At 44.5% G+C, this 25,404-nt stretch carries 33 protein-coding genes and 2 tRNA genes; all 35 read right to left on the reverse strand.

Annotation, left to right across the window (positions count from 1 at the left end):
- Window positions 1–3 precede the first annotated feature (3 nt).
- The 35 genes from rplR to pdxA all read right to left on the reverse strand — a co-directional run bounded on the left by rplR (window position 4) and on the right by pdxA (window position 25,304).
- Window positions 4–366: a 50S ribosomal protein L18 gene (gene rplR / locus PHV44_00585; GenBank protein ID MDD5591778.1), complete on the reverse strand. Its 363-nt coding sequence runs from the start codon at window positions 364–366 to the stop codon at window positions 4–6.
- 3 nt (window positions 367–369) lie between these two features.
- Window positions 370–915, reverse strand: coding sequence for a 50S ribosomal protein L6 (rplF, locus tag PHV44_00590; protein ID MDD5591779.1), 546 nt, complete (start codon window positions 913–915; stop codon window positions 370–372).
- Window positions 916–994: 79 nt separating this feature from the next.
- Entirely contained in the window at window positions 995–1,390 is a 396-nt protein-coding gene (rpsH, locus tag PHV44_00595) for a 30S ribosomal protein S8 (GenBank protein MDD5591780.1), read from the reverse strand.
- 40 nt (window positions 1,391–1,430) lie between these two features.
- Window positions 1,431–1,616 (reverse strand): type Z 30S ribosomal protein S14, encoded by a 186-nt coding sequence (locus PHV44_00600; protein MDD5591781.1) that lies wholly within the window; start codon window positions 1,614–1,616, stop codon window positions 1,431–1,433.
- A gap of 8 nt (window positions 1,617–1,624) precedes the next feature.
- Window positions 1,625–2,176, reverse strand: coding sequence for a 50S ribosomal protein L5 (rplE, locus tag PHV44_00605; GenBank protein ID MDD5591782.1), 552 nt, complete (start codon window positions 2,174–2,176; stop codon window positions 1,625–1,627).
- Complete coding sequence (gene rplX, locus PHV44_00610) at window positions 2,173–2,484, reverse strand: 50S ribosomal protein L24 (GenBank protein ID MDD5591783.1); 312 nt, start codon at window positions 2,482–2,484, stop codon at window positions 2,173–2,175. Before rplX ends, rplE begins: the two co-directional genes overlap by 4 nt.
- Window positions 2,485–2,549: 65 nt before the next feature.
- Window positions 2,550–2,918 carry a 50S ribosomal protein L14 gene (rplN, locus tag PHV44_00615; GenBank protein MDD5591784.1) on the reverse strand — a complete coding sequence of 123 codons (369 nt, stop codon included), beginning with the start codon at window positions 2,916–2,918 and terminating at the stop codon, window positions 2,550–2,552.
- A gap of 3 nt (window positions 2,919–2,921) precedes the next feature.
- On the reverse strand, window positions 2,922–3,194 hold the full coding sequence (gene rpsQ, locus PHV44_00620; protein MDD5591785.1) for a 30S ribosomal protein S17: 273 nt from the start codon (window positions 3,192–3,194) through the stop codon (window positions 2,922–2,924).
- A 5-nt stretch (window positions 3,195–3,199) separates the two neighbouring features.
- Window positions 3,200–3,418 carry a 50S ribosomal protein L29 gene (gene rpmC, locus PHV44_00625; GenBank protein MDD5591786.1) on the reverse strand — a complete coding sequence of 73 codons (219 nt, stop codon included), beginning with the start codon at window positions 3,416–3,418 and terminating at the stop codon, window positions 3,200–3,202.
- Window positions 3,419–3,473: 55 nt separating this feature from the next.
- Window positions 3,474–3,890 carry a 50S ribosomal protein L16 gene (gene rplP, locus PHV44_00630; GenBank protein MDD5591787.1) on the reverse strand — a complete coding sequence of 139 codons (417 nt, stop codon included), beginning with the start codon at window positions 3,888–3,890 and terminating at the stop codon, window positions 3,474–3,476.
- A 17-nt stretch (window positions 3,891–3,907) separates the two neighbouring features.
- Complete coding sequence (gene rpsC, locus PHV44_00635) at window positions 3,908–4,585, reverse strand: 30S ribosomal protein S3 (protein MDD5591788.1); 678 nt, start codon at window positions 4,583–4,585, stop codon at window positions 3,908–3,910.
- Between the two features lie 7 nt (window positions 4,586–4,592).
- On the reverse strand, window positions 4,593–4,928 hold the full coding sequence (gene rplV / locus PHV44_00640; GenBank protein ID MDD5591789.1) for a 50S ribosomal protein L22: 336 nt from the start codon (window positions 4,926–4,928) through the stop codon (window positions 4,593–4,595).
- On the reverse strand, window positions 4,929–5,216 hold the full coding sequence (gene rpsS, locus PHV44_00645) for a 30S ribosomal protein S19 (GenBank protein MDD5591790.1): 288 nt from the start codon (window positions 5,214–5,216) through the stop codon (window positions 4,929–4,931). It abuts the gene before it with no gap.
- Window positions 5,217–5,218: 2 nt separating this feature from the next.
- Window positions 5,219–6,052, reverse strand: coding sequence for a 50S ribosomal protein L2 (rplB, locus tag PHV44_00650; protein MDD5591791.1), 834 nt, complete (start codon window positions 6,050–6,052; stop codon window positions 5,219–5,221).
- Window positions 6,053–6,072: 20 nt separating this feature from the next.
- On the reverse strand, window positions 6,073–6,351 hold the full coding sequence (gene rplW, locus PHV44_00655; protein ID MDD5591792.1) for a 50S ribosomal protein L23: 279 nt from the start codon (window positions 6,349–6,351) through the stop codon (window positions 6,073–6,075).
- The gene (gene rplD, locus PHV44_00660) at window positions 6,348–7,019 is read right to left on the reverse strand and encodes a 50S ribosomal protein L4 (protein ID MDD5591793.1); all 672 of its coding nucleotides are present in this window, start codon (window positions 7,017–7,019) and stop codon (window positions 6,348–6,350) included. The genes rplW and rplD overlap by 4 nt, the downstream gene beginning before the upstream one ends.
- 9 nt (window positions 7,020–7,028) lie before the next feature.
- Entirely contained in the window at window positions 7,029–7,658 is a 630-nt protein-coding gene (rplC, locus tag PHV44_00665) for a 50S ribosomal protein L3 (GenBank protein MDD5591794.1), read from the reverse strand.
- Entirely contained in the window at window positions 7,655–7,957 is a 303-nt protein-coding gene (rpsJ, locus tag PHV44_00670; protein ID MDD5591795.1) for a 30S ribosomal protein S10, read from the reverse strand. Before rpsJ ends, rplC begins: the two co-directional genes overlap by 4 nt.
- Before the next feature lie 34 nt (window positions 7,958–7,991).
- Window positions 7,992–9,194: an elongation factor Tu gene (gene tuf / locus PHV44_00675; GenBank protein MDD5591796.1), complete on the reverse strand. Its 1,203-nt coding sequence runs from the start codon at window positions 9,192–9,194 to the stop codon at window positions 7,992–7,994.
- Window positions 9,195–9,213: 19 nt separating this feature from the next.
- Window positions 9,214–11,310: an elongation factor G gene (gene fusA, locus PHV44_00680; GenBank protein MDD5591797.1), complete on the reverse strand. Its 2,097-nt coding sequence runs from the start codon at window positions 11,308–11,310 to the stop codon at window positions 9,214–9,216.
- Window positions 11,311–11,323: 13 nt separating this feature from the next.
- Complete coding sequence (gene rpsG / locus PHV44_00685) at window positions 11,324–11,794, reverse strand: 30S ribosomal protein S7 (GenBank protein ID MDD5591798.1); 471 nt, start codon at window positions 11,792–11,794, stop codon at window positions 11,324–11,326.
- Entirely contained in the window at window positions 11,791–12,165 is a 375-nt protein-coding gene (gene rpsL / locus PHV44_00690; protein MDD5591799.1) for a 30S ribosomal protein S12, read from the reverse strand. The genes rpsG and rpsL overlap by 4 nt, the downstream gene beginning before the upstream one ends.
- A 6-nt stretch (window positions 12,166–12,171) precedes the next feature.
- Window positions 12,172–16,206 (reverse strand): DNA-directed RNA polymerase subunit beta', encoded by a 4,035-nt coding sequence (rpoC, locus tag PHV44_00695; protein MDD5591800.1) that lies wholly within the window; start codon window positions 16,204–16,206, stop codon window positions 12,172–12,174.
- A 2-nt stretch (window positions 16,207–16,208) separates the two neighbouring features.
- Window positions 16,209–19,613 carry a DNA-directed RNA polymerase subunit beta gene (gene rpoB / locus PHV44_00700; protein ID MDD5591801.1) on the reverse strand — a complete coding sequence of 1,135 codons (3,405 nt, stop codon included), beginning with the start codon at window positions 19,611–19,613 and terminating at the stop codon, window positions 16,209–16,211.
- A gap of 120 nt (window positions 19,614–19,733) precedes the next feature.
- Window positions 19,734–20,126 (reverse strand): 50S ribosomal protein L7/L12, encoded by a 393-nt coding sequence (rplL, locus tag PHV44_00705; protein MDD5591802.1) that lies wholly within the window; start codon window positions 20,124–20,126, stop codon window positions 19,734–19,736.
- 103 nt (window positions 20,127–20,229) lie between these two features.
- Window positions 20,230–20,757 carry a 50S ribosomal protein L10 gene (gene rplJ, locus PHV44_00710; GenBank protein MDD5591803.1) on the reverse strand — a complete coding sequence of 176 codons (528 nt, stop codon included), beginning with the start codon at window positions 20,755–20,757 and terminating at the stop codon, window positions 20,230–20,232.
- A 2-nt stretch (window positions 20,758–20,759) separates the two neighbouring features.
- Window positions 20,760–21,440: a 50S ribosomal protein L1 gene (rplA, locus tag PHV44_00715; protein ID MDD5591804.1), complete on the reverse strand. Its 681-nt coding sequence runs from the start codon at window positions 21,438–21,440 to the stop codon at window positions 20,760–20,762.
- A gap of 15 nt (window positions 21,441–21,455) precedes the next feature.
- The gene (gene rplK, locus PHV44_00720; protein MDD5591805.1) at window positions 21,456–21,881 is read right to left on the reverse strand and encodes a 50S ribosomal protein L11; all 426 of its coding nucleotides are present in this window, start codon (window positions 21,879–21,881) and stop codon (window positions 21,456–21,458) included.
- Between the two features lie 3 nt (window positions 21,882–21,884).
- Window positions 21,885–22,412, reverse strand: coding sequence for a transcription termination/antitermination protein NusG (gene nusG / locus PHV44_00725; GenBank protein MDD5591806.1), 528 nt, complete (start codon window positions 22,410–22,412; stop codon window positions 21,885–21,887).
- Complete coding sequence (secE, locus tag PHV44_00730; protein ID MDD5591807.1) at window positions 22,409–22,600, reverse strand: preprotein translocase subunit SecE; 192 nt, start codon at window positions 22,598–22,600, stop codon at window positions 22,409–22,411. Before secE ends, nusG begins: the two co-directional genes overlap by 4 nt.
- A 25-nt stretch (window positions 22,601–22,625) precedes the next feature.
- Window positions 22,626–22,696: transfer RNA gene (locus tag PHV44_00735), tRNA-Trp, on the reverse strand.
- 115 nt (window positions 22,697–22,811) lie between these two features.
- Window positions 22,812–22,961, reverse strand: a complete 150-nt coding sequence (gene rpmG, locus PHV44_00740) for a 50S ribosomal protein L33 (GenBank protein ID MDD5591808.1) — start codon at window positions 22,959–22,961, stop codon at window positions 22,812–22,814.
- An 87-nt stretch (window positions 22,962–23,048) separates the two neighbouring features.
- A tRNA-Thr gene (locus tag PHV44_00745) sits at window positions 23,049–23,121 on the reverse strand.
- 432 nt (window positions 23,122–23,553) lie between these two features.
- On the reverse strand, window positions 23,554–24,366 hold the full coding sequence (gene rsmA / locus PHV44_00750) for a 16S rRNA (adenine(1518)-N(6)/adenine(1519)-N(6))-dimethyltransferase RsmA (GenBank protein ID MDD5591809.1): 813 nt from the start codon (window positions 24,364–24,366) through the stop codon (window positions 23,554–23,556).
- A complete protein-coding gene (pdxA, locus tag PHV44_00755) occupies window positions 24,339–25,304 on the reverse strand; it encodes a 4-hydroxythreonine-4-phosphate dehydrogenase PdxA (GenBank protein MDD5591810.1) in 966 nt (321 codons plus the stop codon). The genes rsmA and pdxA overlap by 28 nt, the downstream gene beginning before the upstream one ends.
- Window positions 25,305–25,404: the final 100 nt, after the last annotated feature.

Genomic DNA, 25,404 nt, shown 5'->3' on the forward strand with positions numbered 1-25,404 from the left:
TTATTAAAACTCCATTCCGCCTTTTCTTAAGGCATCTGCAAACGCCTTGACTCTCCCGTGGTATAAATAACCCGCACGGTCAAAAACAATAGAATTGATGCCTTTTTCTTTAGCCTTTTTGGCAAAGACTTCGCCAAATAATTCCGCTGCCTTTAAATTTCCGGCAGAGGCGAATTTTTGCTTTATTTCTTTATCCAGCGTGGATAGGGAAAACAAGGTCGCATTTTTTGTATCGTCTATAATCTGGGCATAGATATTTTTTAAGCTGCGGCGTAAAATTAAACGCGGCCTTTCTTTTGTGCCGGATAACAATAAACGTATACGCCGGTGCCTCTTCAATCTGGATAAATCTTTTTTCTTTTTCATATATTATTTAGTCGTGGCTTGAGCCTTGCCTACCTTTTTCTTTATGTATTCCCCCGCGTAGCGAATACCTTTGCCTTTATACGGTTCAGGAGGATAAACCGCGCGTATTTCAGAAGCGATCTTGCCTATCTTTTCTTTGTCGATACTCCTGATTACAATCTGGGTCTGCTTGGGTGTTTCTATTTTTATTCCTTCGGGTATGGGGAAATTCACCGGGTGAGAAAAACCCAGCTGCATGTTTAGATTATTACCTTGGACCTGCGCGCGAAATCCCATTCCCTGGATTTCTAATTCTTTGGTATATCCTTCGGTAACTCCTTTAATCATATTAAAGACTAGGGAGCGATAAAGGCCGTGCAGGGCTTTATCGGATTTTATATTGGTTGCCCTTTTAAAAAAGACCTGGCCGTCTTTCATTTCTAACTTTATGCGGTCCGAAACGAGACAGTCCAATTTTCCTTTAGGGCCCTCGATATAGATTTTGCCCTCTTTTACCTCTACTTTTACTTCTTTGGGTATAGTTACAGGTTTAGCGCCTATTCTAGACATTTTTAATGAGCCCATAACTTACGGAACGTAAGTTATTTGGGCGAATTAATCCGCCAATGCTTTGTGGCGGATATCCTAGTTACCAGATGTAACCGATAATTTCTCCGCCTGAACCGGAATCCCTTGCTTGTTGGTCGGTAGTGATCCCCTTAGGCGTAGAGACTATGGCTATGCCTCTTCCTCTTAATACAGATGGCAGTTTTTTATGTTTTACGTATACGCGCAATCCCGGCTTAGATACGCGGCTTATATTTCTTATCGCGGGCTTTCCCGAAATATATTTCAAATAGACCCTAAGCAACCCTTGCTTTTTGTCTTCCATGAGCTTGAAATTTTCGATATAATTTTCCTTTTTCAGGATATCTAAAATCGCATTTAACTGCTTAGAGGCCGGTATATCCACGATTTCTTTTTTTGCCATCATGGCATTGCGTATCATCGCGAAAGCATCCGCAATTAAGTCTGTCCTGGACATTTATCCCCCACTTCGTTCTAATTAACTTGTTAACTGATTTTTACCAGCTTGCTTTTCTGACGCCGGGTATCAAACCCTGCCAGACTAACTCCCTAAAACAGATACGGCAGAGCTTAAACCTTCTCAAGTAACCGCCTGACCTGCCGCAAATAGAACAACGGTTATATTTGCGCGTAGAAAATTTTGGCGCCCTTTTCCATCTTGCTATTTGTGAATTTTTAGCCATATTTTTAGTTAATCCCCGCTCTTAAAAGGCATGCCGAATAACCTTAATAATTCCCTGGCCTGTTCTTTATTCTTAGCATTTTTAATTACTAAAGTTATATCCATGCCTTGCGGCCGGGTTATCTTATCATAATCTATATCAGGAAAAATGCCCTGTTCCGAAAGGCCCAGGGTATAATTGCCTTTTTCGTCAAAAGAATCCGGCGAAACGCCCCGGAAATCTCGGATACGGGGCAGGGCAACGTTTACTAACCTATCCAGAAATTCATACATCATTAAGCGCCTGAGAGTAACCTTGCAGCCTATGGGATGGCCCTCTCTAATTTTAAAGTTCGCGATTGCCTTTTTCGCCCGCCTTAAGATGGGCCTCTGCCCCGTGATCATGGCTAATTCTTCCATGGCCTTCTCCAGAATTTTGATATCCTGCATGCCTTCACCCACTCCCATATTTACCACTATTTTTTCCAGGCGCGGGGCTGCCAATTTGTTCTTTAGGGAAAAGGTCTGGGCTATCTGCGGTGCGATTTCCTTCCTGTATTTTTCTAATAGCCGGGGAGTCATAACACCTCTTTACAGCGTTTACAGATGCGGGATTTACTTTTGTCTTTTAAAAAGATAAATCCGGCCCTGGCACGACGGTTACAGTTTTTGCAAAAAAGCATAAGATTAGAAAGTTTAATAGGCACCTCGATAGAAACAACACCGCCCTGCTGGTCTTGTTGCGTCTTACGCCTGTGTTTCTTGGCTAAATTGATGCCCTCTACGAGTGCCCTGCCGGTTGAAGTAATAACCTCAAGGACCCTGGCTTTTTTGCCTCTGTCTTTACCTTTAATAACCTCTACGGTATCGCCTTTTCTGATTTTAAACATCGTCTTAACAGCTTTTAATCTTTTAATTACGAGTTACTAGTTACGAGCTTACGAGTTACTGAAATTTAAATAACTTCCGGTGCTAACGATATAATCTTAGTAAAGTTCTTTTCTCTTAACTCTCTGGCCACAGGCCCGAAGACGCGCGTGCCCATCGGGTTTGACTGGGCGTCGATAAATACAATGGCATTGCGGTCAAACCTTAATACAGAGCCGTCGCTACGCCTTATGGGTTGTTTTGTCCTTACTATGATTGCTTTGGCAACCGTCCCTTTTTTAACTATAGCATCAGGAGAGGATTCTTTTATATTGACATTAACGATATCGCCTATTTCGGCGGCGAATCTTCCTTTTCTACCCAGGGGGGCGATGAAAGATGCGCGTTTTGCCCCGGTGTTATCCGCTACATCTAAAATAGTCCGTAGTTGGATCATACCTTAAGGCTCCTTGACTTCGATATGGGTTTGCGCCTTTTTGATAACTTCGGTTAACCGGAAACGCTTATCTTTTGATAATGGCCTGGTTTCTTCTATACGCACCACGTCTCCCTGCTTGGCGCTGTTTTTTTCGTCGTGGACTTTAAATTTATTGTGCTTTTTCATAATCCTGCCGTATTTGGGGTGTTTGCTTATGCGCGTTACCCTGACAATAATAGTTTTCTGCATCCTGTCGCTTATTACCGTACCCGTAAATTCTTTTCTTTTGTCCATCTAATTTAGCCTTTCTTGACTGACGCCTCTGGGGTAGACTTGGAGATTACGCTTAAAACAGTCTGAATCCTGGCGATATCCCGCTTGATTAAAGAAAACATATGGGGTTTCTCTACCCTGCCGCCGTAACGCTGCATATTAAGTTTGAATAGGTCCTCTTTTAAGGCCTTTTCCTTTTGCAGCAATTCTTCTTTAGAAAGGTTATGTAAATCTTGTATTTTCATCCCGCTCTTCCTCTTTTATCTATATCCCTGCCCATTAGGAAGGGCGGGATTCATCTTATCTGTGAGTACGGCTGATAAATTTTGTTTTAAAAGGCAACTTATAGGCAGCTAGCCTGAAACACCTGCGCGCGAATTCCTCCGGTACGGCCCCCAGCTCAAACAAGATACGGCCCCTCTTTATTACCGCGACCCAATGGTCAAGATCGCCCTTACCTTTACCCATACGTACTTCTGCGGGTTTTTTGGTTATGGATTTATCGGGAAAGGCCCTGATCCAGAGTTTTCCGCCCCTGTGCAGCTGGCGGGCTAAAATAACACGTACTGCTTCTATCTGGGTATTTTTAAGCCAGCCGTTCTCCAGGGATTTTAACCCGAATTCACCGAAAGCTAAATTACAACCCGTAGTGGCTATCCCGCGCTTTGTCCCGCGCTGTAATTTACGATATTTTACCCTTTTGGGCATTAAAACCATTTTGCACCTGTTTTATATTACTGATTAGCTTCTTGCGCCTGTTTTGAAGCTTCTTCAGCAGTATTTTTAGTAAGTATATCGCCTTTGTAAAGCCAAGTCTTAACCCCGATTAAACCGTAAGTGGTCAAGCTCTCTGCAAAGCCGTAATCTATGTCTGCGCGTAACGTAGCCAGAGGTATCTTGCCTTGCCGGTAAGTTTCGGTACGGGACATTTCTGCGCCGCCAAGCCTGCCTGCGCAGGTTATCTTTATCCCCTGGGCCCCTGCGCTCATCGTTTGCTCCATCGCCCGTTTTACTGCCCGACGGAAAGCAATCCTCTTTTCCAACTGCAACGCAACGTTTTCCGCCACTAACTGCGCGTCCATAGCCGGGTTCTTTACTTCCTCTATGTCAATAGACAGCTCTTTATTTACTAGGCTATTTAAGTCTGCCCTCAGGCGTTCAATATCTGAGCCGTGCCTGCCGATAATTATACCGGGCCTGGCGCTGAATATCCTGATCCTGACGCGTTCTGCCAGCCTCTCTATGATAATCTTTGCGATAGCCGCCTGCTTAAACTTATTCTTAATAAACTTTCTGATTTTATAATCTTCTTCGATAAACTTGGCAAAATCCTGATGTTTAGCAAACCATCTGCTGTGCCATGTCCTGATAAAACCGATTCTTTGCAAAAACGGACTAACTTTTTGTCCCATCTTTCTCCTAACGCGCTTTTACTTCCAGCTCTATTTTAATATGCGCTGTCCTTTTTTTTATGGGCGTCGCCCTGCCGAATGCCGCTGCCTTAAACCTCTTCCAGCTGGGGCCAACGTCGCATATAGCCTTGGATATGTATAAAGCATCGGCGTTGAAACCTTTTACCTTTGCGTTAGCTACGGCTTGTTTTAATATTTTCCTAAGGTATTCGCAGGCCCTCTTGTTTAAATTGAGCAATAAGGCCTGTGCCTGAGGCACGTCTTTATTGCGGATTAAATCCATTACTTGCCTTATCTTAGGAGGCGAAACCCTGATAAATTTTGCTTCTGCTTTTGCTATCATTTATGTTTTTTCCGGTGCCTTCTTGGCTTTTACGCCGCCGTGCTTTCTGAATATCCGGCTGGGTGCAAATTCCCCTAATTTATGCCCGACCATGTTCTCAGTGATAAAAATCGGTACGTGTTTTTTACCGTCATAGACCGCAAAAGTCAACCCAACGAAATCCGGTATAATAGTAGAACGCCTGGACCAGGTTTTTATGGCCTGGCGTAACCCCGAGCGTTTTAACCGCTCTACTTTTTCCAATAGCCTTTCTTCCACAAAGGGGCCTTTTTTTAATGAACGTGGCATGGTTATTTCCTTCTTTTTATAATGAATTTATTCGAATACTTATTTTTCTTTCTTGTTTTGTAACCTTTAGTAGGCATGCCCCAAGGTGTTACTGGATGGGGATTGCCCTGGCCTGATTTTCCTTCGCCGCCGCCATGGGGATGATCCACGGGATTCATCGCCAGCCCCCTGACCGTAGGCTTAATCCCTAACCAACGTATCCTTCCTGCCTTGCCATAACTTATGGCCTCATGTTCAATATTGCTGACCTGGCCTATAGTGGCATGGCAGTCTAAATCTACAAGCCTGACTTCTCCCGAGGGCAGCCTGATGTGCGCCCATTCCTGTTCTTTAGCCATAATCTGGGCGGATGAACCTGCGCTCCTGACGATCTGCCCGCCGTTACCTTTGATTAATTCGATGTTGTGGATCATGGTTCCCGAGGGGATATATCTTAAAGGAAGGCAGTTACCGATTTTGATTTCGGCGTTTTTCTGGTCAGAGGCGATAATTTCATCTCCTACCCTTAATCCCTGGGGGCTTAAAATGTATTTTTTTTCCTTATTAGGATATTCAACCAACGCGATCCTGGAGGTACGGTTAGGGTCATACTCAATGGCAATAACCTTTGCGTTCACCTCAAGGAGAGCCCTCTTAAAATCAATAAGGCGCAGCATTCTTTTATGCCCGCCGCCGATATGCCTTGTGGTTATGCGGCCATAAACGTTTCTGCCCCCGGTCTTCTTGAGAGGGGCGATGAGTGACTTTTCGGGTTTATCTTTAGTAATTTCCGAAAAGTCGCACCCGCTCATCCAGCGCCTTGAATGTGTTGTTGGCTTAAATTTTTTAATTCCCATGGTATTAGAATTACTAGTTACTAAGCAACAGTTATCTTCTGCCCTTCTTTTAGGGTGACTACTGCTTTCTTAAAATCCGGGGTCTTGCCTAATTGATACCTTACCCTTTTTAATTTTCCGCTGGCTATAAGGGTATTGACACCTTTAACCCCTACTTTATATATATCCTCCACGGCCTTTTTAATTTGAATTTTATTCGCTGCCTTATCTACCAGAAAAAGGTATTGGTTTTCTGGTTCGTGCAGGGTTGATTTCTCGGTCTTTAATAAAGCCTTGATGATTTCGTGAGAATAAGTCATTTTTTTAATCTTGCGGTCAACTCGCGCAGGCCATCTTTGGTAATAATCAATTTATGGGCAGCCAGAATCTCATATGCATACGTATCCTGCGCGCGGTTAATACTTAAAAAATCAATATTACGCAAAGCCAATTTTAAATTTTCGCCCATTTTATCTAATAATAGGAGCGCTTTTACATGCTTTGAGCCGGAGCCCTTTCTGTTTTTCTTGTTTGGATTAATTTTTAAATGAGAAAGGATCTTGACAGCCTCTTTTGTTTTTGGCGTTTCTATTTTTAGGTTATCCAGGACAATTAAATTATTTTCATTCACCTTTGCGTTAAGGCTGGACATTAGGGCCAAGTTTTTTATTTTCACAGGCAGGGTATAAGAAAAATCCCGCGGATGGGGCCCGAAGATTACGCCGCCGTGCCTCCAGAGAGGAGAACGTATGGAACCGACCCTGGCGCGCCCGGTCCCTTTCTGCCTCCAGGGTTTACGTCCGCCGCCGGATACCTCGCCCATAGTCTTGGTAGAGGCCAAGCCCTTTCTTTGGGATGCCCTGTAAGCGACCACAGCCTGATACATAGCCTTGGTATTGACCTGGCCGTTAAAAACAACAGCATCAAGCTTTAAGGTTTCTATTTCCTGGCCTTGCGTATTATATATAGGTAAAGTAATGCTGTTCATTATCGTTGTTTATTTTTTAGTTTCCGGTCTCTTCTTTTTTTTCGCCTTAGTAATAACTAAATAACTATTATTACATCCCGGCACCGCGCCTTTTATTAATATAAGGTTATTTTGTGCGTCTATCTTAACTACCCGTAAATTCTGTAAGGTTACGCGAGCGGCACCCATATGTCCGGGAGCGTGATGGCCTTTAAATACCCTGCCGGGAGTAGTGCTGGAACCCATGGAACCTACGCGGCGGTGCGATGTTGAGCCGTGCGTCTTGGGCCCGCCATGCCAATTCCAACGCTTCATCCCTCCTTGAAACCCCTTACCCTTGGATATACCGGATATATCTACAAAATCCCCGATTTGAAACAAATCCACTTTTAATTCCTCTCCGACTTTATATTCTCTACCAGGTTCTTTTATAAACTCTCTAATTAATTTCCGGGGGGTAATGTTTAGTTTTTTAAAATATCCTGCCAGCGGTTTTTTTGTGCGTTTCTCGGTAGCGGCATCAAACCCCAGCTGTATGTGTTTGTCTTTGACGGCTAAGACAGGGCATGGGCCTGCCTCAATGGCTGTAACGCAGACCTTTTTATTATCCGCGCTAAAAACCTGCGTCATCCCTATTTTTTTTCCTAATATCCCTGTCATTTGATTTCCACATCTACCCCTGCCGGCAGATTGAGTTTTCTTAACGAATCAATCGTCTTGGAGGTAGGCTCGAAGATATCGATAAGGCGCTTATGCGTAGAGAGCTCGAATTGTTCGCGCGATTTCTTATCGATAACCGGAGACCGTAACACGGTATAAATTTCTCTTTTAGTAGGCAACGGCACCGGCCCGGAAATTTTTGCGCCGGTGCGTTTTACGGTTTCCACGATCTCTTCTACTGCCTGGTCCAAAAGACGGTGATCGTAGGCTTTTAGTTTTATGCGTATCTTCTGTAGCATGTCCGTTTTAGTCCGTTGTTAGTCTGTCAGCCGGTTAAGCAATAACTTCAGTTACTACGCCTGCGCCGACGGTACGCCCGCCTTCGCGTATGGCAAAACGTGATTCTTTTTCCATGGCAATAGGCGTGATTAACTCTATTTCTACATTCACATTATCTCCGGGCATAACCATTTCTACGCCCTGCGGAAGAGTTACGCTTCCGGTAACGTCAGTGGTACGAAAATAGAACTGCGGCCTGTACCCCTTGAAGAAAGGAGTATGCCTTCCGCCTTCCTCTTTGGCTAATACGTAGACCTGGGCCTTAAATTTGGTATGGGGGGTAATGGATTTAGGTGCGGCTATAACCATACCGCGCTCAATACCGTCTTTTTCGACACCCCTTAAGAGCAGCCCGACGTTATCGCCGGCCTGGCCTTCATCCAAAAGTTTCCTGAACATTTCAATGCCCGTGACTACTGTTTTCCTTACTTCTGGCCTTAAACCAACCAGTTCGACTTCATCGTTTAATTTGACTTTGCCGCGCTCGATTCTTCCTGTCCCGACCGTTCCTCTGCCTTCAATGCTAAATACATCTTCCACGGCCATAAGCAAAGGTTTGTCGAGATCTCTTACAGGAATGGGAATAAACTCATCCACTGCTTTCATCAAATCTAAAATAGGTTTAGCTTCAGGGCTATTTGGGTCATCTGTTGCCATTGCCTTTGAGGCGCTCCCTTTAATAATAGGTGTCTTGTCGCCGGGATAGCCATATTTTGTCAGCAGTTCCCTGACCTCCATTTCTACTAAATCAAGGAGCTCTTTGTCGGTAACCAAGTCCACCTTATTTAAAAATACTACCATTGACGGAACGTTTACCTGCCTTGCCAAAAGAATATGTTCTCTTGTCTGAGGCATGGGCCCGTCGGCTGCAGAAACAACGAGTATTGCCCCGTCCATCTGGGCTGCCCCCGTAATCATGTTTTTGATATAGTCGGCATGGCCCGGGCAATCTATATGGGCGTAGTGGCGCGCATCGGTTTCGTATTCAACGTGCGCAACCGAAATCGTAACTACTTTTGTTTCGTCCCTTACGGTACCGCCTTTGGCAATATCAGCATAATCTCTTGCAGTAGCCTTACCGAGTTTTGAGAGTACCTTTGTAATAGCTGCCGTTAACGTTGTCTTGCCATGGTCAATATGGCCTATGGTCCCGATATTTACGTGAGGCTTGCTCCTGACAAACTTTTCTTTAGCCATTTATACACCTCCTGTTTATTTAAAGAGTTTTCCTTGTCCCCGTAGTTGTAAAACCTGACTTTATCTTTTCTGCTATATGTGAAGGCACCTCAGCGTAAAACGAGGGCTCCATTGTATAGGACGCCCGGCCTTGCGTTAAAGAACGCGATACGGTTGCGTAATTAAATACTTCTGCCAAGGGCACATAATTTCTGATTGTACGCACATTCCCGCGCACGGCAAGCGAGGTTATCTTTGCCCTCCGGGAATTTAAGTCGCCGATTATCTGCCCCATATATTCCTCCGGCACGACAATCTCCATGTCCATAATCGGCTCTAATAAAATAGAATTTGCTTTCTTGAGGCCTTCATTAAAAGCGATTGCCCCGGCCATTTTAAAGGCCATCTCCGAAGAATCTACTTCATGGAACGAACCGTCTATTAATTCCACTTTTACATCCGTAACCGGATAGCCCGCTAATACGCCGCTTTTAGCCGCGCCTAACACACCGTCTTCGACCGACGGGATAAATTCTCTAGGGATAGCGCCGCTCCTTATTTTATTCTCAAAGGTTATCCCGGCACCGGGCATCTCCTGGGGCGACATCTCCAAGACCGCATGTCCGTATTGTCCGTGGCCACCGCTTTGTTGGATAAATTTTCCCGTTGAGATTACCTTTTTAGTAATAGTTTCGCGATAGGCAACCTGGGGTAAACCTACCTGTGCCTCCACACTAAATTCGCGTAATATTCGGTCGATAACTATCTCTAAATGTAACTGGCCCATTCCTGAAATAATGGTCTGCCCTGTTTCGTGATTATAGGTTACGCGAAAAGAAGGGTCCTCTTCCGCTAATTTATGTAAAGCCATGCCCATTTTTTCCTGGTCTTGTTTAGTTTTGGGTTCTACTGCCTGCTGGATTACCGGTTCGGGAAAACGCATTGCTTCAATAAGTATGGGGTTAGCCTCCTCGCAAAGCGTGTCCCCTGTTTTAGTCTCTTTTAATCCCGCAACCGCAGCAATATCGCCGGTAGAAATGTTGTCTACGACCTCTTGGCGGTTAGCATGCATAAACATTAATTTTGTAATGCGTTCCCTGGTCCTGCGCGAGGCATTATAAATATAAGACCCGGAATTCAGGACTCCGGAGTATACCCGCAGGTAATTAATCCTCCCTACATAAGGATCCACCATTACCTTAAAGCATAAAGCGCAGAAGGGCGCTTCGTCTGAGGCAGCTATCTCCTCGTGCTCCCGCGTTTCCGGCTCCATACCCTTTATCGGCGGTAAATCCAGAGGCGAAGGCAGATAATCGCAGATGGCATCCAAAAGCATCTGCATGCCTTTGTTCCTTAAAGAGGAGCCGCACAAAACCGGGATAAACTTATCCTCAATAACCTTTCTCCTTATCGTTTCTTTTATCAAGGCCGCAGTTATTTCTTTATTCTGTACGTAATAACTCATTATCGTATCGTCTACCTCTGCCAATTTTTCCAGCAGTATGTGGTGGTATTTATCTAATTCAGCCAATTTGTCAGCGGGCACATCCATAATATCGAACTCTCTGCCTGCGTCGTCTTTATATACGATTAGTTTTTTTTCTATGATATCAATAATACCTTTAAAATTTTCTTCCTGGCCAAAAGGCAGCTGTATCGCGGCAGCGTTTGCCCCTAATTTTTTATGTATTTCTTCAATAGTGCCGAAAAAGTTGCTTCCGATACGGTCCATTTTATTTACGAAGGCGATCTTGGGCACGCCGTAACGCTCAGCCTGGCGCCAGACTGTCTCTGACTGCGGCTCAACCCCGCCCACTCCGCAGAAAACAATTACTGCCCCATCCAGCACCTTCAGGGACCTTTCGACCTCTACGGTAAAATCAACATGCCCGGGGGTATCAATGATATTGATGCGAAAGTCATTCCAGTTACAGGTAGTACAGGCAGCAGTAATAGTAATGCCCCTTTCCTGTTCCTGGACCATCCAGTCCATAGTAGCAGTGCCTTCGTCTACCTCTCCGATTTTATAGGTCTTGCCCGTAAAATAAAGTATGCGTTCGGTAGTGGTAGTCTTACCCGCATCAATATGGGCGATAATACCGATATTTCTAAGTTTAGTTAAAGATTTTTCTTTCATCGTGATAACGAAATTACCACCTAAAATGCGCAAATGCCTTATTAGATTCTGCCATCTTATGCGTGTCGTCCCTTTTCTTAATAGCCGCGCCTTCTCCTTTATAAGCAGCGATGATTTCATCGGCTAATTTTTCCTTCATACTTTTACCTTTTCTGGTCCGGGAAAAGTCCCTTATCCAGCGTAGTGCAATGGATGTGCCGCGTTCCTGTTTTACCTCAATCGGCACCTGGTAAGTCGCGCCTCCCACGCGCCTGGGTTTTACTTCCAGGCGTGGCCTAACATTATCTATTGCCTTATGAAAAATCTTCAATACGTCCGGATCATTGAGCTGTTGTTTTATTACTTCAAATGCGCCGTAAACTATCCTTTCGGCAATGGACTTTTTACCTTCCAGCATAACCATATTGACAAACTTGGCTACTATTTTACTGTTAAACTTAGGGTCAGCTAATACTTCTTTTTCCTGTGCTTTTCGTCTTCTCATTGCTTAGGCCTCTTGGCTCCATATTTTGAACGCGACTTCTTGCGTTGATTAACTCCGGCCGCATCCAGGGTGCCCCTGACAATATGGTATCTTACGCCAGGTAAATCTTTCACGCGTCCGCCCCTGACTAAAACTATGGAGTGTTCCTGTAAATTATGACCTTCGCCAGGTATATACGAAGTTACCTCTATCCCCGTCGTTAACCTTACCCTGGCAATTTTACGTAAGGCAGAATTAGGTTTCTTGGGAGTCATAGTACGCACCTGTAGACACACGCCCCTTCTCTGAGGGCAACCTTTTAAGGCTGGCGATTTTGTCTTTTTCTTTTTTAAGATCCTACCCTGCCTGATTAATTGTGCAATAGTCGGCATTTAACCTTACTTACTTTCTACGGTAACAGCTTCTTTAGGTTCGTTTACTGTTTTAGTTACTTCAATATCGCGATGGGTATAAAAACCCGTGCCAGCCGGGATAAGATGGCCTACTATAACGTTTTCTTTGAGGCCGAATAATTCATCACTTTTGCCTGAAGCCGCGGCATCGGTAAGGACCCTTGTTGTTTCCTGAAAACTGGCCGCAGAAATAAAACTTTCCGTGGTCAGGGCGGCCTTAGTAATACCTAAGAGTAAAGGCGTGGCGACCGCGGGCTTCTCGCCTTTTTTGATTACGCGCATATTCTCCTTCTGGAATTTCCATTTATCTACCTGTTGCGTAGCCAGGAATTCCGTATCGCCCGGATCTTCTATTCTGATTTTTTTTAACATCTGCCTGATAATTGTCTCAATATGTTTATCGTTTATGCGTACGCCTTGCAACCGGTAAACCTCCTGGACTTCATTAACCAGGTATTCCTGTAAAACCTTATCGCCGCAGACCCTTAAAATATCCTGCAATACTACCGGCCCGTCGGTTAATTGCTGTCCGGCTGAGACCTTATCGCCCTTATATACGTTGGGGTGCTTTCCGTGAGGAATACTGTATTCCCTCTGCATACCGGTAGGCGATTTTACGATAATCACGCGTTGGCCTTTCTTAGTCTCGCCGAATTCTACGAAACCGTCTATTTCGCTGATGATTGCCGGATCTTTGGGCCGCCTGGCTTCAAATAATTCCGCTACGCGCGGTAGGCCGCCGGTAATATCCCTGGTTTTCACGATGTGCCTGGGGATTTTCGCTAAGAGCTCGCCCGCAGTTGTTTTCTGGCCGTCATTGACCAATATATGTGCCCCCGCAGGGATAGGATATATACCCATAACTTCTTTTTTGTCGTCCAGGATTATTATTTGCGGGTGGTATTCCTGCTTGTGTTCTACGACCACGCGTTCGGTTAATTTGGTTACGGGATTCAGTTCTTCCCTGATAGTAACATTATCGCGCAGGTCCTCATATTTTACCTGCCCGGCCACTTCAGTAAGAATAGGCTGGGTATAGGGGTCCCAACGGATAAAAGAGATGCCTTTTGCTACCTCTTCTCCGTCAGCAATACTGATAAAAGAACCTTGCGGCACGGCATAACGTTCAAGTTCTCTTCCCTGTTTATCGTTTATGCTTATGGAACCATTTCTGTTTAAGACTATAACCCCTTTATTTTTTTCTACAACCCTTAAGCTGTGGTATTTGATTTCCCCCTTATTTTTTGCCTTTATAAATGACTGCGCAACGATCCTGGAAGCAGTACCGCCGATATGGAAGGTCCTCATGGTCAGCTGTGTGCCGGGTTCGCCTATGCTCTGCGCGGCGATTACGCCTACTGCCTCACCTAACTCTACGGGCCTGCCGGTGGCGAGATTGCGGCCATAACATTTCACGCAAACTCCTCTGCCTACTTCGCAAGTGAGGACGCTGCGTATACGTATCTTCTCAATGCCCAATTTCTCGATCATCTCGGCTTTTTCTTCGGTAATTTCAGAACCCGCTTCTATGATCACCGCATCAGTAATGATATCCACGACATTATCCAGCGCCACTCTTCCTATTATACGGTCCTTCAGGCTGACTACTACTTCGTCGCCCTCAATAATCGCAGAAACCGTAATACCGTTTAGCGTGCCGCAGTCACCCTCAGTCACAATAACTTCCTGAGCCACATCTACGAGCCTGCGCGTAAGATACCCTGCGTCCGCGGTCTTCAGCGCCGTATCGGCAAGCCCCTTGCGCGCGCCGTGAGTAGAAATAAAATATTCCAAAACGTTCAAGCCTTCCCTAAAATTGGCGGTGATAGGGCTTTCGATGATTTCTCCCGAAGGCTTGGCCATCAGGCCGCGCATGCCCGCTAACTGCCTTACCTGGAGCCTTGAACCTCTTGCCCCTGAATCCGCCATCATAAATATGGGGTTAAACGGCTCCATCTCTTTAAATAATAAATCGGAGACCTTATCGGTAGCGTGGGTCCAGACATCAATAACCTTATTATAGCGTTCTCTCTCTGTAATAATGCCGTTACGATACTGCTCCTCGATCTTGGCGACTTCATCCTTGGCTTCTTTTAAGACCTCTCCCTTGGCTTTGGGGATCTTGAGGTCATCTATACCGATAGATATTCCTCCGAGGGTAGCGAATTCAAATCCCATTTTTTTGATATCATCGAGCAGCACGATTATCCTGGAGTGCCCGAAACGTTTATAGCATTCGGCTACGATATCGCCTACCTTGCTTTTGTTTAATTCTCTATTCACAAAACCAAACCCGGAAGGTAATATCTGATTAAAAATAATCCTGCCTACGGTGGTAGAGATAATCTGTTTTTCCGTAATGACTTTTTTTTCTTCTAAATCATAAAGGGAATTTATCCTTAATTTTATTTTGGCATGCAGGTCCAGTTCTTTATCTTCGTAAGCGATGATGGCCTCATCGGAATTAGCGAATATTTTATTCTCGCCCTTTGCCCCGGGTTTCTCTTTGGAAAGATACGATACCCCTAAGATTGTGTCCTGGGTAGGGCTGATAATCGGCCTTCCGTCTGCCGGAGAAAATACGTTGTTTATGGAGAGCATGAGTATTTTTGCTTCGATTTGGGATTCTAGCGAAAGGGGCACATGCACTGCCATCTGGTCGCCGTCAAAATCCGCGTTAAAAGCAGTGCATACTAAAGGATGAATTTTTATGGATTTGCCTTCGATTAAAACGGGTTGAAAGGCCTGTATGCTTAAGCGGTGAAGGGTGGGTGCGCGATTTAAAAGAACGGGATGGTCTTTGATTACTTCATCCAGGATATCCCATACTTCAATCTTTCCGTGTTCTACCATTCTGCGCGCGCCTTTAATGGTATGCACAAACCCTCTTTCTCTTAATTTTTTGATGATAAACGGTTCAAATAATTCCAGGGCCATCTGTTTAGGCAGGCCGCATTCGTGCAATTTGAGTTCCGGCCCTACTACAATGACGGAACGGCCGGAATAATCCACGCGTTTGCCCAGGAGGTTCTGCCTGAACCTGCCCTGTTTGCCTTTAAGCATGTCCGCAAGCGACTTAAGCGGCCGGTTATTCGCGCCCATTACCGGCCGGCCGTGGCGGCCATTGTCCAGAAGGGCATCCACTGCTTCCTGGAGCATGCGTTTTTCGTTACGGATAATGATTTCCGGGGCGTTTAATTCTATAAGTTTCCTTAAACGATTGTTGCGGTTAATAACCCTGCGGTATAAATCATTGAGGTCAGAGGTAGCAAATCTTCCGCCGTCTAAGGGCACCAGGGGCCTTAGATCCGGGGGTATAACCGGTAGAATATCCAAAATCATCCACTCCGGCTTATTACCGGATTTCTTAAAATCTTCAATAATCTTTAAGGTTTTTAGGGTTTTGCGGTTAGCCATTATTTCTTTGGACTTGCCTAAATCCCGGCGCAGCTTACGGCAGTAAGTATCCATGTCTAATTCTTTTAATAAATCCTGCACTGCTTCTGCGCCGATCTTGGCCTTAAAATTACCGCCGTATTTACTTAATGCCTCCTGGTATTTCTCTTCGCTTAAGAGCTCTTTTTTCTTTAAAGTAGTGGTGCCGGGGTCAATGACCACATATTCTTCATAATAGATTATTTTTTCTAAATCCCGTAGCGTCATATCTAAGAGTGCTGATAAGCGGCTGGGGACAGCTTTAAAAAACCAGATATGCGTAACGGGCGCGGCTAATTCAATGTGCCCCATACGTTCCCTGCGTACGGCTGAGCGCTCTACGGTTACGCCGCAACGGTCGCAGGTGACCCCTTTAAATTTTATGCCTTTATATTTACCGCAGTTACACTCCCAGTCACGCACAGGGCCAAAGATTTTTTCGCAGAACAAGCCGTCTTTTTCCGGCTTAAGGGTACGGTAATTTACCGTCTCTGCCTTTCTAACCTCTCCCTTGGACCAGGATTTTATCACCTGGGAGGATGCAATTTTAATCGAGATACTGTTAAACTGGATAATTTCTTCCATGCTTATTTGTCCTTGTCCATATGCACATCCAGGCCTAACCCCTGGAGTTCTTTTATCAAGACATTAAATGATTCGGGCGTGCCATGGGTCAACCTCTGCTCTCCCTTGACAATTGCCTCGTATATACGAGTCCTTCCTGAGACATCGTCGCTTTTTACGGTAAGCATCTCCTGTAAGGTAAATGCCGCCCCGTATGCCTCTAATGCCCAGACTTCCATTTCTCCTAATCTTTGGCCGCCAAACTGGGCCTTGCCGCCCAAAGGCTGCTGTGTAACCAAAGAATAAGGCCCGATGGAACGGGCGTGGATCTTTTCATCTACCAGATGAATCAGTTTCATCATATAGATATAACCTACAGTGACCTTCTGGTCAAAAGGCTCGCCGTTAAATCCGTCGTAAAGGGTTATTTTGCCGTCTTCGGGTAAGCCCGCTTTTTTCAACATTTCTTTAATTTCTGCTTCTGTGGCACCGTCAAATACCGGAGTGGTCACCGCAAGGCCCAAGGCCTTGGCTGCCCAGCCCAGATGCGTCTCCAGGATTTGCCCTACATTCATACGGGAGGGGACGCCCAGGGGGTTTAATACTATATCAATAGGCGTGCCGTCGGGTAAATAAGGCATGTCCTGCTCGGGGACTATTTTTGCCACTACCCCTTTATTGCCGTGCCTGCCGGCTAATTTATCGCCTTCGGAAAGCTTGCGCTTTGTGGCAATATAAACCACTACCCTTTTTAAAACCCCGGGCGGCAATTCATCGCCGCGTCTGACCTTTTCTATTTCCTGTTCCTGTTCGGCTAATAGTTTTTGTATCTGCTCGTCGAATGAAGAAGCCAGAATTTTTGCCTCTTCATTATTAGTAAAATCCATGGTCTCTATTTTTCTTTTATCTACGCCTAAAACCTGGCTCAGGCGCGCTGTTTTTTCGGTCTGTATAAAATCCATTTCCTGTTTATAGTAAGCCTTTAGTTCCCGGATTTTTGCCAATTCCTTGGTCTTATCTTCCTTGGATTTCCTGCCTCTTTCTTTACGCTGGAAGATGTGTACGTCTATAACTACGCCTTCTACGCCCGGCGGAACGGTTAAAGAAGTATCGCGTACATCCCCGGCCTTTTCGCCGAATATGGCGCGTAGGAGCCTCTCTTCCGGAGAAAGCTCTGACTCGGTCTTGGGCGTAACTTTGCCTACCAGGATATCCCCTGAAGCTACTTCTGCGCCGATACGGATTATACCTGTTTCGTCTAAGTTGTTTAAAGATTCTTCGCTGACATTGGGGATATCGCGGGTTATCTCTTCGTTACCCAGGCGCGTTTCAGTGGCTTCTGTTTCAAATTTTTCTACGTGTATAGAAGTAAAGGCGTCTTCTTTAGTCACCTTTTCGCTGACCAGGATAGCATCTTCAAAATTATACCCTCGCCAGGGCATAAAGGCGCAGAGTAAATTCTTTCCCAGCGCCAATTCCCCATTTTTTGTAGCTGTGCCGTCGGCAATGACCTCGCCTTTTTCGACATGCTGGCCCGGTTTTACCAGCGGCCTTTGATTTAAACAGGTATCTGCGTTTGTACGCAAAAATTTATTAAGGTGATATGTCTTTTTACCTATAGTTATGGTTGAAGCATCGACATAGGCCACCTTGCCTGATTCCGCGGCTACTATTACAGTGCCCGAATCAACGGCAACCTTCTTCTCCATGAATGTCCCTACGATAGGCGCCTCAGTAATCATTAATGGCACAGCCTGTCTTTGCATATTTGAACCCATCAATGCGCGGTTAGCATCATCATGTTCCAGGAAAGGGATTAAAGAAGCAGCAACGGAAACCAGCTGTTTTGGGGAGACGTCCATATATTCCACGCGCTTAGGGCTGACTTTGGGAAAATCGCCTTTATAGCGGCAGGATATTTCGCGTTCTAAGAAATGCCCTTCGTCGTCTATGGGGACGTTCGCCTGGGCGATTACCTTTTCTTCCTCAATATCCGCGGTTAAATATTCAATCTTACGCGTAACCCGGCCCTCTTCTGCCTTACGATATGGCGTCTCCAGTAATCCCAGGGGATTTACCCGGGCATAAGTACTCAGAGAGGCGATCAAGCCGATATTCGGGCCTTCAGGGGTTTCAATGGGGCAAACCCTGCCATAGTGCGAAGGGTGTATATCCCTGACTTCAAACCCGGCGCGTTCCCGGGATAACCCGCCGGGGCCTAAGGCGCTAAGCCTGCGTTTATGGGTCATCTCAGCCAGAGGATTTACCTGGTCCATAAATTGCGAGAGCTGGCTGCGCATAAAGAAATCGCGGATCTGGTTAGATAATAGCTTGGAATTTATCAGGTAATGCACGCTTATGTTGTCAAAATCGCCCAATATGCTTAATCTCTCGCGTATCGAACGTTCGATCCTGCTTAGGCCTATCCTTACCTGGTTCTGCACTAATTCGCCGATAGTCTTGACGCGGCGGTTGCCCAAATGGTCTATATCGTCAATTTTTCCCTGGCCGTCTTTTAATTTAATCAAGTATTCTATTACCTTAATAATAGTAGCCGAATCAAGGATCCTTTTTTCTAAAGCTACGTCCATGCCTAATTTTCTGTTTAAGATAAACCTGCCCGCCCTTTCTAAATCGTACCTGTTGGGGTCAAAGAATAAGCGGTAGAATAAGGCCTCAGCTGCTTCTTTAGTAATCGGCTCAGTCGGCCGCATCTTGCGATAAAAATCTAAATAAGCCTCTTCTTTATTTTTGGTATAGTCTTTCTTTAAGGTATTGGTTATCTCCGGATACTCATGGCCGAAGGCCGCAATAATCTCCTGGTCGGTGGAAAAACCGAGTATCCTTAATATCTGGGTGGCGGGAAAATTTCTGCGCCTGTCTACATAAGCAAGGATGGTTTCGGATAAGTCATATTTAAACTCAAGCCATGCCCCGCGGTAAGGGATAACCCGGCCGTGGAATATCTTTTTGCCGGTAGGATGGCTTTCTTCTTCAAAGGAAACTCCCGGAGAACGCTGCAATTGGCTGACTACTACGCGTTCATCGCCGTTTATGATAAATGTACCGGTTTCTGTCATTAAAGGTATTTCGCCGAAGTAGGCATCCTGTTCTTTGATTTCTTTGGGGGTAGTCAACCTGAACTTTACCTTTAAAGGTGCAGCGTAGCTTAATGCCCGGCGCTTGGATTCGGCAATATCATATTTGGGTTTCCCGAGAGAATAACTGATAAATTCCAGCCTCACTGTGCGGCTTGCGTTTTCTATCGGGAATATATCCAGGAATACCTCCTGTAATCCCTGATGTTTTTTTTCGCGGGAGGGAATATCTATCTGCAGAAATTCACAGTAAGATTCAAGCTGGATATCAAGAAGATTAGGCAGGCCGTAATATTCCTTAAATTTTGCAAAGTTTTTATGTTTAAGCATATTGTCTATCAGGTTACGTAAGGTTGCCTAAGGTTACGTAAGGTTCCATAAAGCTGCCTTTTTTAAGGTAACCTTATGTAACGTTATGGAACCCCATGGAACGTTAGGTAACATTTCTTATTATTTTAATTCTACCGTTGCCCCGGCGGCTTCCAATTTTTTCTTCATCTCCTCAGCCTCTTCCTTAGCTACGTTTTCCTTTACGGGCTTGGGAGCTGCGTCTACTAAGTCCTTTGCTTCTTTTAGGCCGAGGCTGGTCATTGTCCTCACTTCTTTTATTACCGCAATCTTATTGGCACCTGCGCTAGCCAAAACTACGGTAAAGGTACTTTTTTCTTCCGGCGCTGCGGCAGCGGCCCCTGCAGCAGCCCCCCCGGCAGCTGGTGCCGCCATAATCGGCATATTCGCCTGCACGCCGAACTTCTCCTCCAAGGCCTTCACTAAATCCGATAGCTCTAATACGCTCATCTCCTCTATGGATTTAATCAGCCCTTCCATATTTTCTTTAGCCATTTTATGAACCTCCTTTTAGACAAGTTTGTATCAAAGTATCAGGTATCAAGGTATCAAAGTTTTTTCTTTGACACTTTTGACACATTGATACTTTGACACTATTTTAGTTTTCTTTCTTCTTCTTTATCTGCTCTAAACAATAAACTAATTTTCTTAAATTCCCCTTAAGAACCATTACTAAACCAAAGATAGGTGATTTTAAAGCCATTACAGCCTGATATCTCAAAATTTCCTTACAGGGAAGCCGGGCCATCCTTTCGATATCTTTTTTATCCAGGATCTTGTCTTCTAAAAATCCTGCTTCTAATTTTAACTGTTCATGCTCACGGAAAAAGCCATATAACACGCGCGAGGTATCTACTGGTTCTTCTTTGGCAAATACTAAACCGCAGGGCCCCTCTACGGACTTAATTAAACCTTCTAAACCGGAGTCTTTCAGGGCGCGCCTGGCTACGCTATTTTTGGTCACGAAGAGCTTGGCCTTTGCGCCTTTTAGCGATTTCCTCAGGGTAGTCAGATCCGGACTGGATAATTTCGAATATCCCACGATAAAAAGGCCCTGCGATTCCTTAAAATATTTTTTAAGGCGGTTTTCCAGAGTTTCCCTGAATACTAAACCCAGTTTTTTCATCTTTAGAATACCAGCCTTAAGCCCTGGTTCATGGTAGTAGAAACGAACATACTGTCTATAAATTTACCCTTGACCGATGCGGGCTTGGCTTCATTAAGCGCCTCTATTACCCGCGAAGCGTTTTCGTAAATTTTATCTTCCGGGAAGGAAAGTTTGCCTACGGATAAATGTATGCCGCCCTGCTTATCTACGCGGAATTCAACCTTACCCTTCTTTACGTCTTCGATGGCCTTGGCAATATCATTAGTCACTGTGCCGGTCTTAGGGCTAGGCATCAAGCCGCGCGGCCCCAAAATCTTCCCCAGTTTACTTAAGTCTTTCATCATTTCCGGGGTAGCGATGGCGCAATCAAAATCCAGGAATCCTGCGGACACTTTATCTATCAGATCATTAGCCCCTATGTAATCGGCAGCAGCTTCTTTTGCCTGTTTTTCGTGTTCTCCCCTGCAGAATACAGCCACCCTTACCTTTTTTCCGGTGCCGTGCGGCAGGACTACCGTGCCGCGGATCATCTGGTCTGATTTTTTCGGGTCAACATTAAGATGAAAGTGCAAATCTACAGAGGGGTCGAATTTAGGGAACGACAACTTCTTTAAAACAGAAATTGCCTCTTTTAATATGTAAGCCTTATTTCTATCTACTTGTTTTTCAGATTCCCGGTAACGTTTACTGTGCGTTTTCATCTCTTTTTTTGGCCTTTAACCCTCTATGGCTATACCCATACTCTTAGCCGTGCCTGCTATGATCTTAATTGCCTCTTCCATATCGGTAGTATTTAAGTCCTTTGCTTTCTGTTTCGCAATTTCTTCAACCTGTTTTTTGGTCACCTTACCGATGATTTCTTTACCGCTTATGCCTGATGCCTTGGCGAGGTTGGCTGCGCGTTTCAGGAGCACTGAAGAGGGGGGGCTTTTTATAATAAAACTGAAGGTCCTGTCTTCATACACGCTGATCACTGCCGGTAGAATTAAGCCGTCCCTGCCTTTAGTCTGGTCATTGAACTGTTTGCAGAATTGCATAATATTTACTCCGTGCTGGCCTAACGCGGGCCCGACCGGAGGAGCGGGATTCGCCTGCCCTGCGGGAACGTGTAATTTAATTTGCGCGACTACCTTCTTAGCCATAACTTATACCTTTTCTACCTGCCAATACTCTAATTCTACGGGCGTTGACCTGCCGAATATGGAAACGTTCACCTTCAATTTACCCCTTTCGGGATGGATTTCTTCAATGGTGCCGTTGAAATTCAAAAAAGGCCCTTCGTTTACCCTGACCTGTTCGCCTTTTTCAAAAACAATCTTAGGGCTGGGTTTGGCCTGGGTCTCCTGCGTCCTCTTTAAAATATTTTCAACTTCCGCTTCCGATAAAGGCATAGGTTTTTTTCCTAAGCCGATAAACCCGGTTACTCCCGGCGTAGTCTTAATATGGAAATAAGTGTCTTCATTTAATTCCATTTCCACAATAAGATAACCCGGGAAAAATTTTCTTTGCGATATCTTCTTTCTGCCGGAACGAACTTCGGAAATCTGCTCGGTAGGGATAATAACTTTGGTGACAAATTCCCCGAGCCCTTGCAAGGCGATTTTATTCTCTAATGCCTGCTTTACTTTACTCTCTAAACCGGTCTGTGTGTGAACAACGTACCACTTCTTCATCTAAATACCAACCTCAATATGCGGGAAAGTAAGATGTCGATTACGCCTATAAATAAAGCCATAATAAAGGTGGCCGCGATCACCACGGCAGTAGAACCCATCAATTCCTGGCGGGTCGACCAGGATACCTTGCTTAGCTCTGCTTTGACCTCTTTTAAAAAGGTCGTTATCTTTTTGAATACGTTCATTTTTTAGGTTCGGCCTTCAATTAAGCAGGAGCGGCAGGAGTCGAACCTGCAGTAACGGTTTTGGAGACCGTTGGTTTGCCATTAACCGACGCTCCTATTTTTATACCGTTTTCTTTCCCTCGTTTATACGTTTGCAGCCACAAAACGCAGGCGGAACTTGGCCGCTTGAGTATTCAGCTCCGGGAAACCGCGTGCTTTAACCCGCGGAGCTTCATTTTATCTCCTTGTGGAGGGTATGCTTATAACAGAATCTGCAGAACTTTTTTATCTCTAACTTATCCTGATGCAATTTTTTATTCTTAGTGGTGGTATAATTCCTATTTTTACAAACCGTGCATTCTAATGTAATAATTTCGCGCATCTTTGTAGTGTCAAGGTGTCAAAGTATCAGAGTGTCAAAGTAAAACTTTGATACCTTGATACATGATACTTTGATACAGCTTTTACAAGCTGGAGACGGGAATCGAACCCGTGACCCCGTCCTTACCAAGGACGTGCTCTACCGACTGAGCTACTCCAGCGGTTTACCATAAGCCACGTCATTAGTAAAAAACCCTTTAGACGATTTTATCGTCGGGCTATAATCCATTGTTATCCTATGGAGCCCCACGGCTTTACAGCCGTGGTACCTATATTTACCCGCCTACACTTCGCTACGGCGGGTCCGCCTTAGACACGTTTATACGACATCCGCCGTAATGCTACCTCCCTGCATTCATCTACGGGTTTACACCCGTGGATTTCTGCACGAAGGCGGATAAAAATAATTTCAGGATAAAAAAACTCACCCCATGAAGAATTTATAAAATTCTCCTTAACCTTATATGCCGTATATCTATACAGAGAGATATAGAAAAGCGACTTTAGGTTTGCGTAAAGGAAAAAGTATATATTAAAAATCTACCTTTGTCAACCTTTTTTTAATATTTTTTTATAGGCTAGCGGGGTATGGCCTATTCCACCTCTAAAACGGAACAGGTTTTAATGTTGGATAGATTGGCGAAATCCTGAAGAGTAAGGTCTTCGGGCCGGATATTTCTATTGATCCCGTATTTTTCAAAAAATGCGGTTAGTTTCAAAACAGGGATAATGCCAGAAAGGCTGTTCCTTAAGGTTTTTCTCCTTTGGTTAAATGCCTTTCTGATAATGGTAAAAAATAACTTTTCATCTTTTAACCTGACAGCGCCTTCCTCCCTGACCTCTAGCTCTATAAAGCAGGAATCTACTTTGGGGGCGGGGAAAAAACTGTTCTTTTTAATAAAAAATAACGGCCTAGCGGCGCAATAATACTGCACATAGCAGCTAAAAGAGCCGTAGTCCTTTGAGCCGGCTTTAGCGGTTATCCTTTTAGCGAATTCCTTCTGGACGGTAATAAAGATGGATTCAATCTTATCGCGGTATTTTAAAAGATGCTCGATAATAGGCGTGGTAATATAATATGGGATATTTCCCACCACTTTTATTCTCCCCTTCACTTTCTTAAAATAATTCTTCAGGTTAAATTTCAGGATATCCCGGTTAATTATCCTTATATTTGCGTAATCCTTGGTACTATCCTTTAAAACCCTGCTTAAATCTGGATCTATCTCCAGCGCATAGATAAAGGCGCAATGCTGTCCTAGTAACCTGGTTAAATCGCCGTAACCCGAACCTATTTCTAATACATGGTCGCCTGCCCCTAATTGACAGGATACGGCTATCTTTCTCTGGATATTTTTATCTACCAGGAAATTCTGGCCTAATCTTTTTTTTGGTTTAAGGTACATCTGTATGCGAGCATGGTTGCCTCAATTAATGATGCGGGATTGGCCAACCGGTAGTTTTTTGCGATATCAAAGGCAGTCCCGTGTAAAGGAGATGTTCTGATAAAAGGAATGCCCAATGTCAAATTTACACCGCTAAAGCCGGCTGATACCTTCAAAGGGATTAATGCCTGGTCGTGATACATGGCAATCATGCAGTCGTATTGTTTTTGCAGTGTTTTTAAGGCTGCTATATCCGCCCCCTGCGGCCCGGCTATGCTTATGCCTTTTATTTTTTTTCTTAAAAGCGACAGAACAGGTTTAATCACCCTATTTTCTTCCTTTCCTATCAGCCCATTATCAGAGGCGTGCGGATTAAGCCCGCACAATACGATGCGCGGGTTTCTTGTACGGAAGAGTTTTTTTAAGGATTCATAAGTTAAAATTACGGTTTGAAATATTGCTTTTTTGCTTAAGCATAGGGGGACGTCTTTTAAAGCAATGTGGCGCGTAACCAGGGTGATTTTTAATTTTTTATTTAAAAGCATCATGGCAAAATTTTTCGTATTTGTAACAGAGGCCAAATATTCCGTATGCCCGCTGAAATTTTTAAACCCCGCCAAACTCACTGCCTCCTTGGATATAGGGCAGGTAACCAGAGAATCTATCTTGTTATGATTAATTAAATCCATTGCCTTATCCAGGTATTCTATGGATGCCTTGCCATATTCAGCCCGCATTTCACCGAATCTAAAATTTTTACGTGCTACATTATTTAAATCTATAAATTTTATATCTGACACCTGACACCTGGCACCTGACACCTGATTAAATACCCACCTATCTCCTATGATAACAAAATCAGCCAAACCTCTTAATTGAGGTATTGCTTTAGCGATAATAGCAGGGCCTACACCCGCCGGGTCGCCTATGGTAATGCCGATTTTTATTTTATTATGCATTTATTTGTTTCCGTAATCCGTAATTGGTAATTCGTAATTCTTATTTTATTTTAAAAAATTACGATTTACGATTTATGAATTACGATTTACGGCTTTTAAA

This window comes from Candidatus Omnitrophota bacterium (assembly GCA_028717245.1).
Taxonomy (GTDB): Bacteria; Omnitrophota; Gorgyraeia; order Gygaellales; family Profunditerraquicolaceae; genus JAGUYA01.

What these genes read in the sequence shown, in the direction of transcription:
- rplR (MDD5591778.1), bottom strand. Translation starts at nt 366, where the DNA reads ATGAAAAAGAAAAAAGATTTATCCAGATTGAAGAGGCACCGGCGTATA.
- rplF (MDD5591779.1), bottom strand. Translation starts at nt 915, where the DNA reads ATGTCTAGAATAGGCGCTAAACCTGTAACTATACCCAAAGAAGTAAAA.
- rpsH (MDD5591780.1), bottom strand. Translation starts at nt 1,390, where the DNA reads ATGTCCAGGACAGACTTAATTGCGGATGCTTTCGCGATGATACGCAAT.
- PHV44_00600 (MDD5591781.1), bottom strand. Translation starts at nt 1,616, where the DNA reads ATGGCTAAAAATTCACAAATAGCAAGATGGAAAAGGGCGCCAAAATTT.
- rplE (MDD5591782.1), bottom strand. Translation starts at nt 2,176, where the DNA reads ATGACTCCCCGGCTATTAGAAAAATACAGGAAGGAAATCGCACCGCAG.
- rplX (MDD5591783.1), bottom strand. Translation starts at nt 2,484, where the DNA reads ATGTTTAAAATCAGAAAAGGCGATACCGTAGAGGTTATTAAAGGTAAA.
- rplN (MDD5591784.1), bottom strand. Translation starts at nt 2,918, where the DNA reads ATGATCCAACTACGGACTATTTTAGATGTAGCGGATAACACCGGGGCA.
- rpsQ (MDD5591785.1), bottom strand. Translation starts at nt 3,194, where the DNA reads ATGGACAAAAGAAAAGAATTTACGGGTACGGTAATAAGCGACAGGATG.
- rpmC (MDD5591786.1), bottom strand. Translation starts at nt 3,418, where the DNA reads ATGAAAATACAAGATTTACATAACCTTTCTAAAGAAGAATTGCTGCAA.
- rplP (MDD5591787.1), bottom strand. Translation starts at nt 3,890, where the DNA reads ATGGTTTTAATGCCCAAAAGGGTAAAATATCGTAAATTACAGCGCGGG.
- rpsC (MDD5591788.1), bottom strand. Translation starts at nt 4,585, where the DNA reads ATGGGACAAAAAGTTAGTCCGTTTTTGCAAAGAATCGGTTTTATCAGG.
- rplV (MDD5591789.1), bottom strand. Translation starts at nt 4,928, where the DNA reads ATGATAGCAAAAGCAGAAGCAAAATTTATCAGGGTTTCGCCTCCTAAG.
- rpsS (MDD5591790.1), bottom strand. Translation starts at nt 5,216, where the DNA reads ATGCCACGTTCATTAAAAAAAGGCCCCTTTGTGGAAGAAAGGCTATTG.
- rplB (MDD5591791.1), bottom strand. Translation starts at nt 6,052, where the DNA reads ATGGGAATTAAAAAATTTAAGCCAACAACACATTCAAGGCGCTGGATG.
- rplW (MDD5591792.1), bottom strand. Translation starts at nt 6,351, where the DNA reads ATGACTTATTCTCACGAAATCATCAAGGCTTTATTAAAGACCGAGAAA.
- rplD (MDD5591793.1), bottom strand. Translation starts at nt 7,019, where the DNA reads ATGAACAGCATTACTTTACCTATATATAATACGCAAGGCCAGGAAATA.
- rplC (MDD5591794.1), bottom strand. Translation starts at nt 7,658, where the DNA reads ATGACAGGGATATTAGGAAAAAAAATAGGGATGACGCAGGTTTTTAGC.
- rpsJ (MDD5591795.1), bottom strand. Translation starts at nt 7,957, where the DNA reads ATGCTACAGAAGATACGCATAAAACTAAAAGCCTACGATCACCGTCTT.
- tuf (MDD5591796.1), bottom strand. Translation starts at nt 9,194, where the DNA reads ATGGCTAAAGAAAAGTTTGTCAGGAGCAAGCCTCACGTAAATATCGGG.
- fusA (MDD5591797.1), bottom strand. Translation starts at nt 11,310, where the DNA reads ATGAAAGAAAAATCTTTAACTAAACTTAGAAATATCGGTATTATCGCC.
- rpsG (MDD5591798.1), bottom strand. Translation starts at nt 11,794, where the DNA reads ATGAGAAGACGAAAAGCACAGGAAAAAGAAGTATTAGCTGACCCTAAG.
- rpsL (MDD5591799.1), bottom strand. Translation starts at nt 12,165, where the DNA reads ATGCCGACTATTGCACAATTAATCAGGCAGGGTAGGATCTTAAAAAAG.
- rpoC (MDD5591800.1), bottom strand. Translation starts at nt 16,206, where the DNA reads ATGGAAGAAATTATCCAGTTTAACAGTATCTCGATTAAAATTGCATCC.
- rpoB (MDD5591801.1), bottom strand. Translation starts at nt 19,613, where the DNA reads ATGCTTAAACATAAAAACTTTGCAAAATTTAAGGAATATTACGGCCTG.
- rplL (MDD5591802.1), bottom strand. Translation starts at nt 20,126, where the DNA reads ATGGCTAAAGAAAATATGGAAGGGCTGATTAAATCCATAGAGGAGATG.
- rplJ (MDD5591803.1), bottom strand. Translation starts at nt 20,757, where the DNA reads ATGAAAAAACTGGGTTTAGTATTCAGGGAAACTCTGGAAAACCGCCTT.
- rplA (MDD5591804.1), bottom strand. Translation starts at nt 21,440, where the DNA reads ATGAAAACGCACAGTAAACGTTACCGGGAATCTGAAAAACAAGTAGAT.
- rplK (MDD5591805.1), bottom strand. Translation starts at nt 21,881, where the DNA reads ATGGCTAAGAAGGTAGTCGCGCAAATTAAATTACACGTTCCCGCAGGG.
- nusG (MDD5591806.1), bottom strand. Translation starts at nt 22,412, where the DNA reads ATGAAGAAGTGGTACGTTGTTCACACACAGACCGGTTTAGAGAGTAAA.
- secE (MDD5591807.1), bottom strand. Translation starts at nt 22,600, where the DNA reads ATGAACGTATTCAAAAAGATAACGACCTTTTTAAAAGAGGTCAAAGCA.
- rpmG (MDD5591808.1), bottom strand. Translation starts at nt 22,961, where the DNA reads ATGCGCGAAATTATTACATTAGAATGCACGGTTTGTAAAAATAGGAAT.
- rsmA (MDD5591809.1), bottom strand. Translation starts at nt 24,366, where the DNA reads ATGTACCTTAAACCAAAAAAAAGATTAGGCCAGAATTTCCTGGTAGAT.
- pdxA (MDD5591810.1), bottom strand. Translation starts at nt 25,304, where the DNA reads ATGCATAATAAAATAAAAATCGGCATTACCATAGGCGACCCGGCGGGT.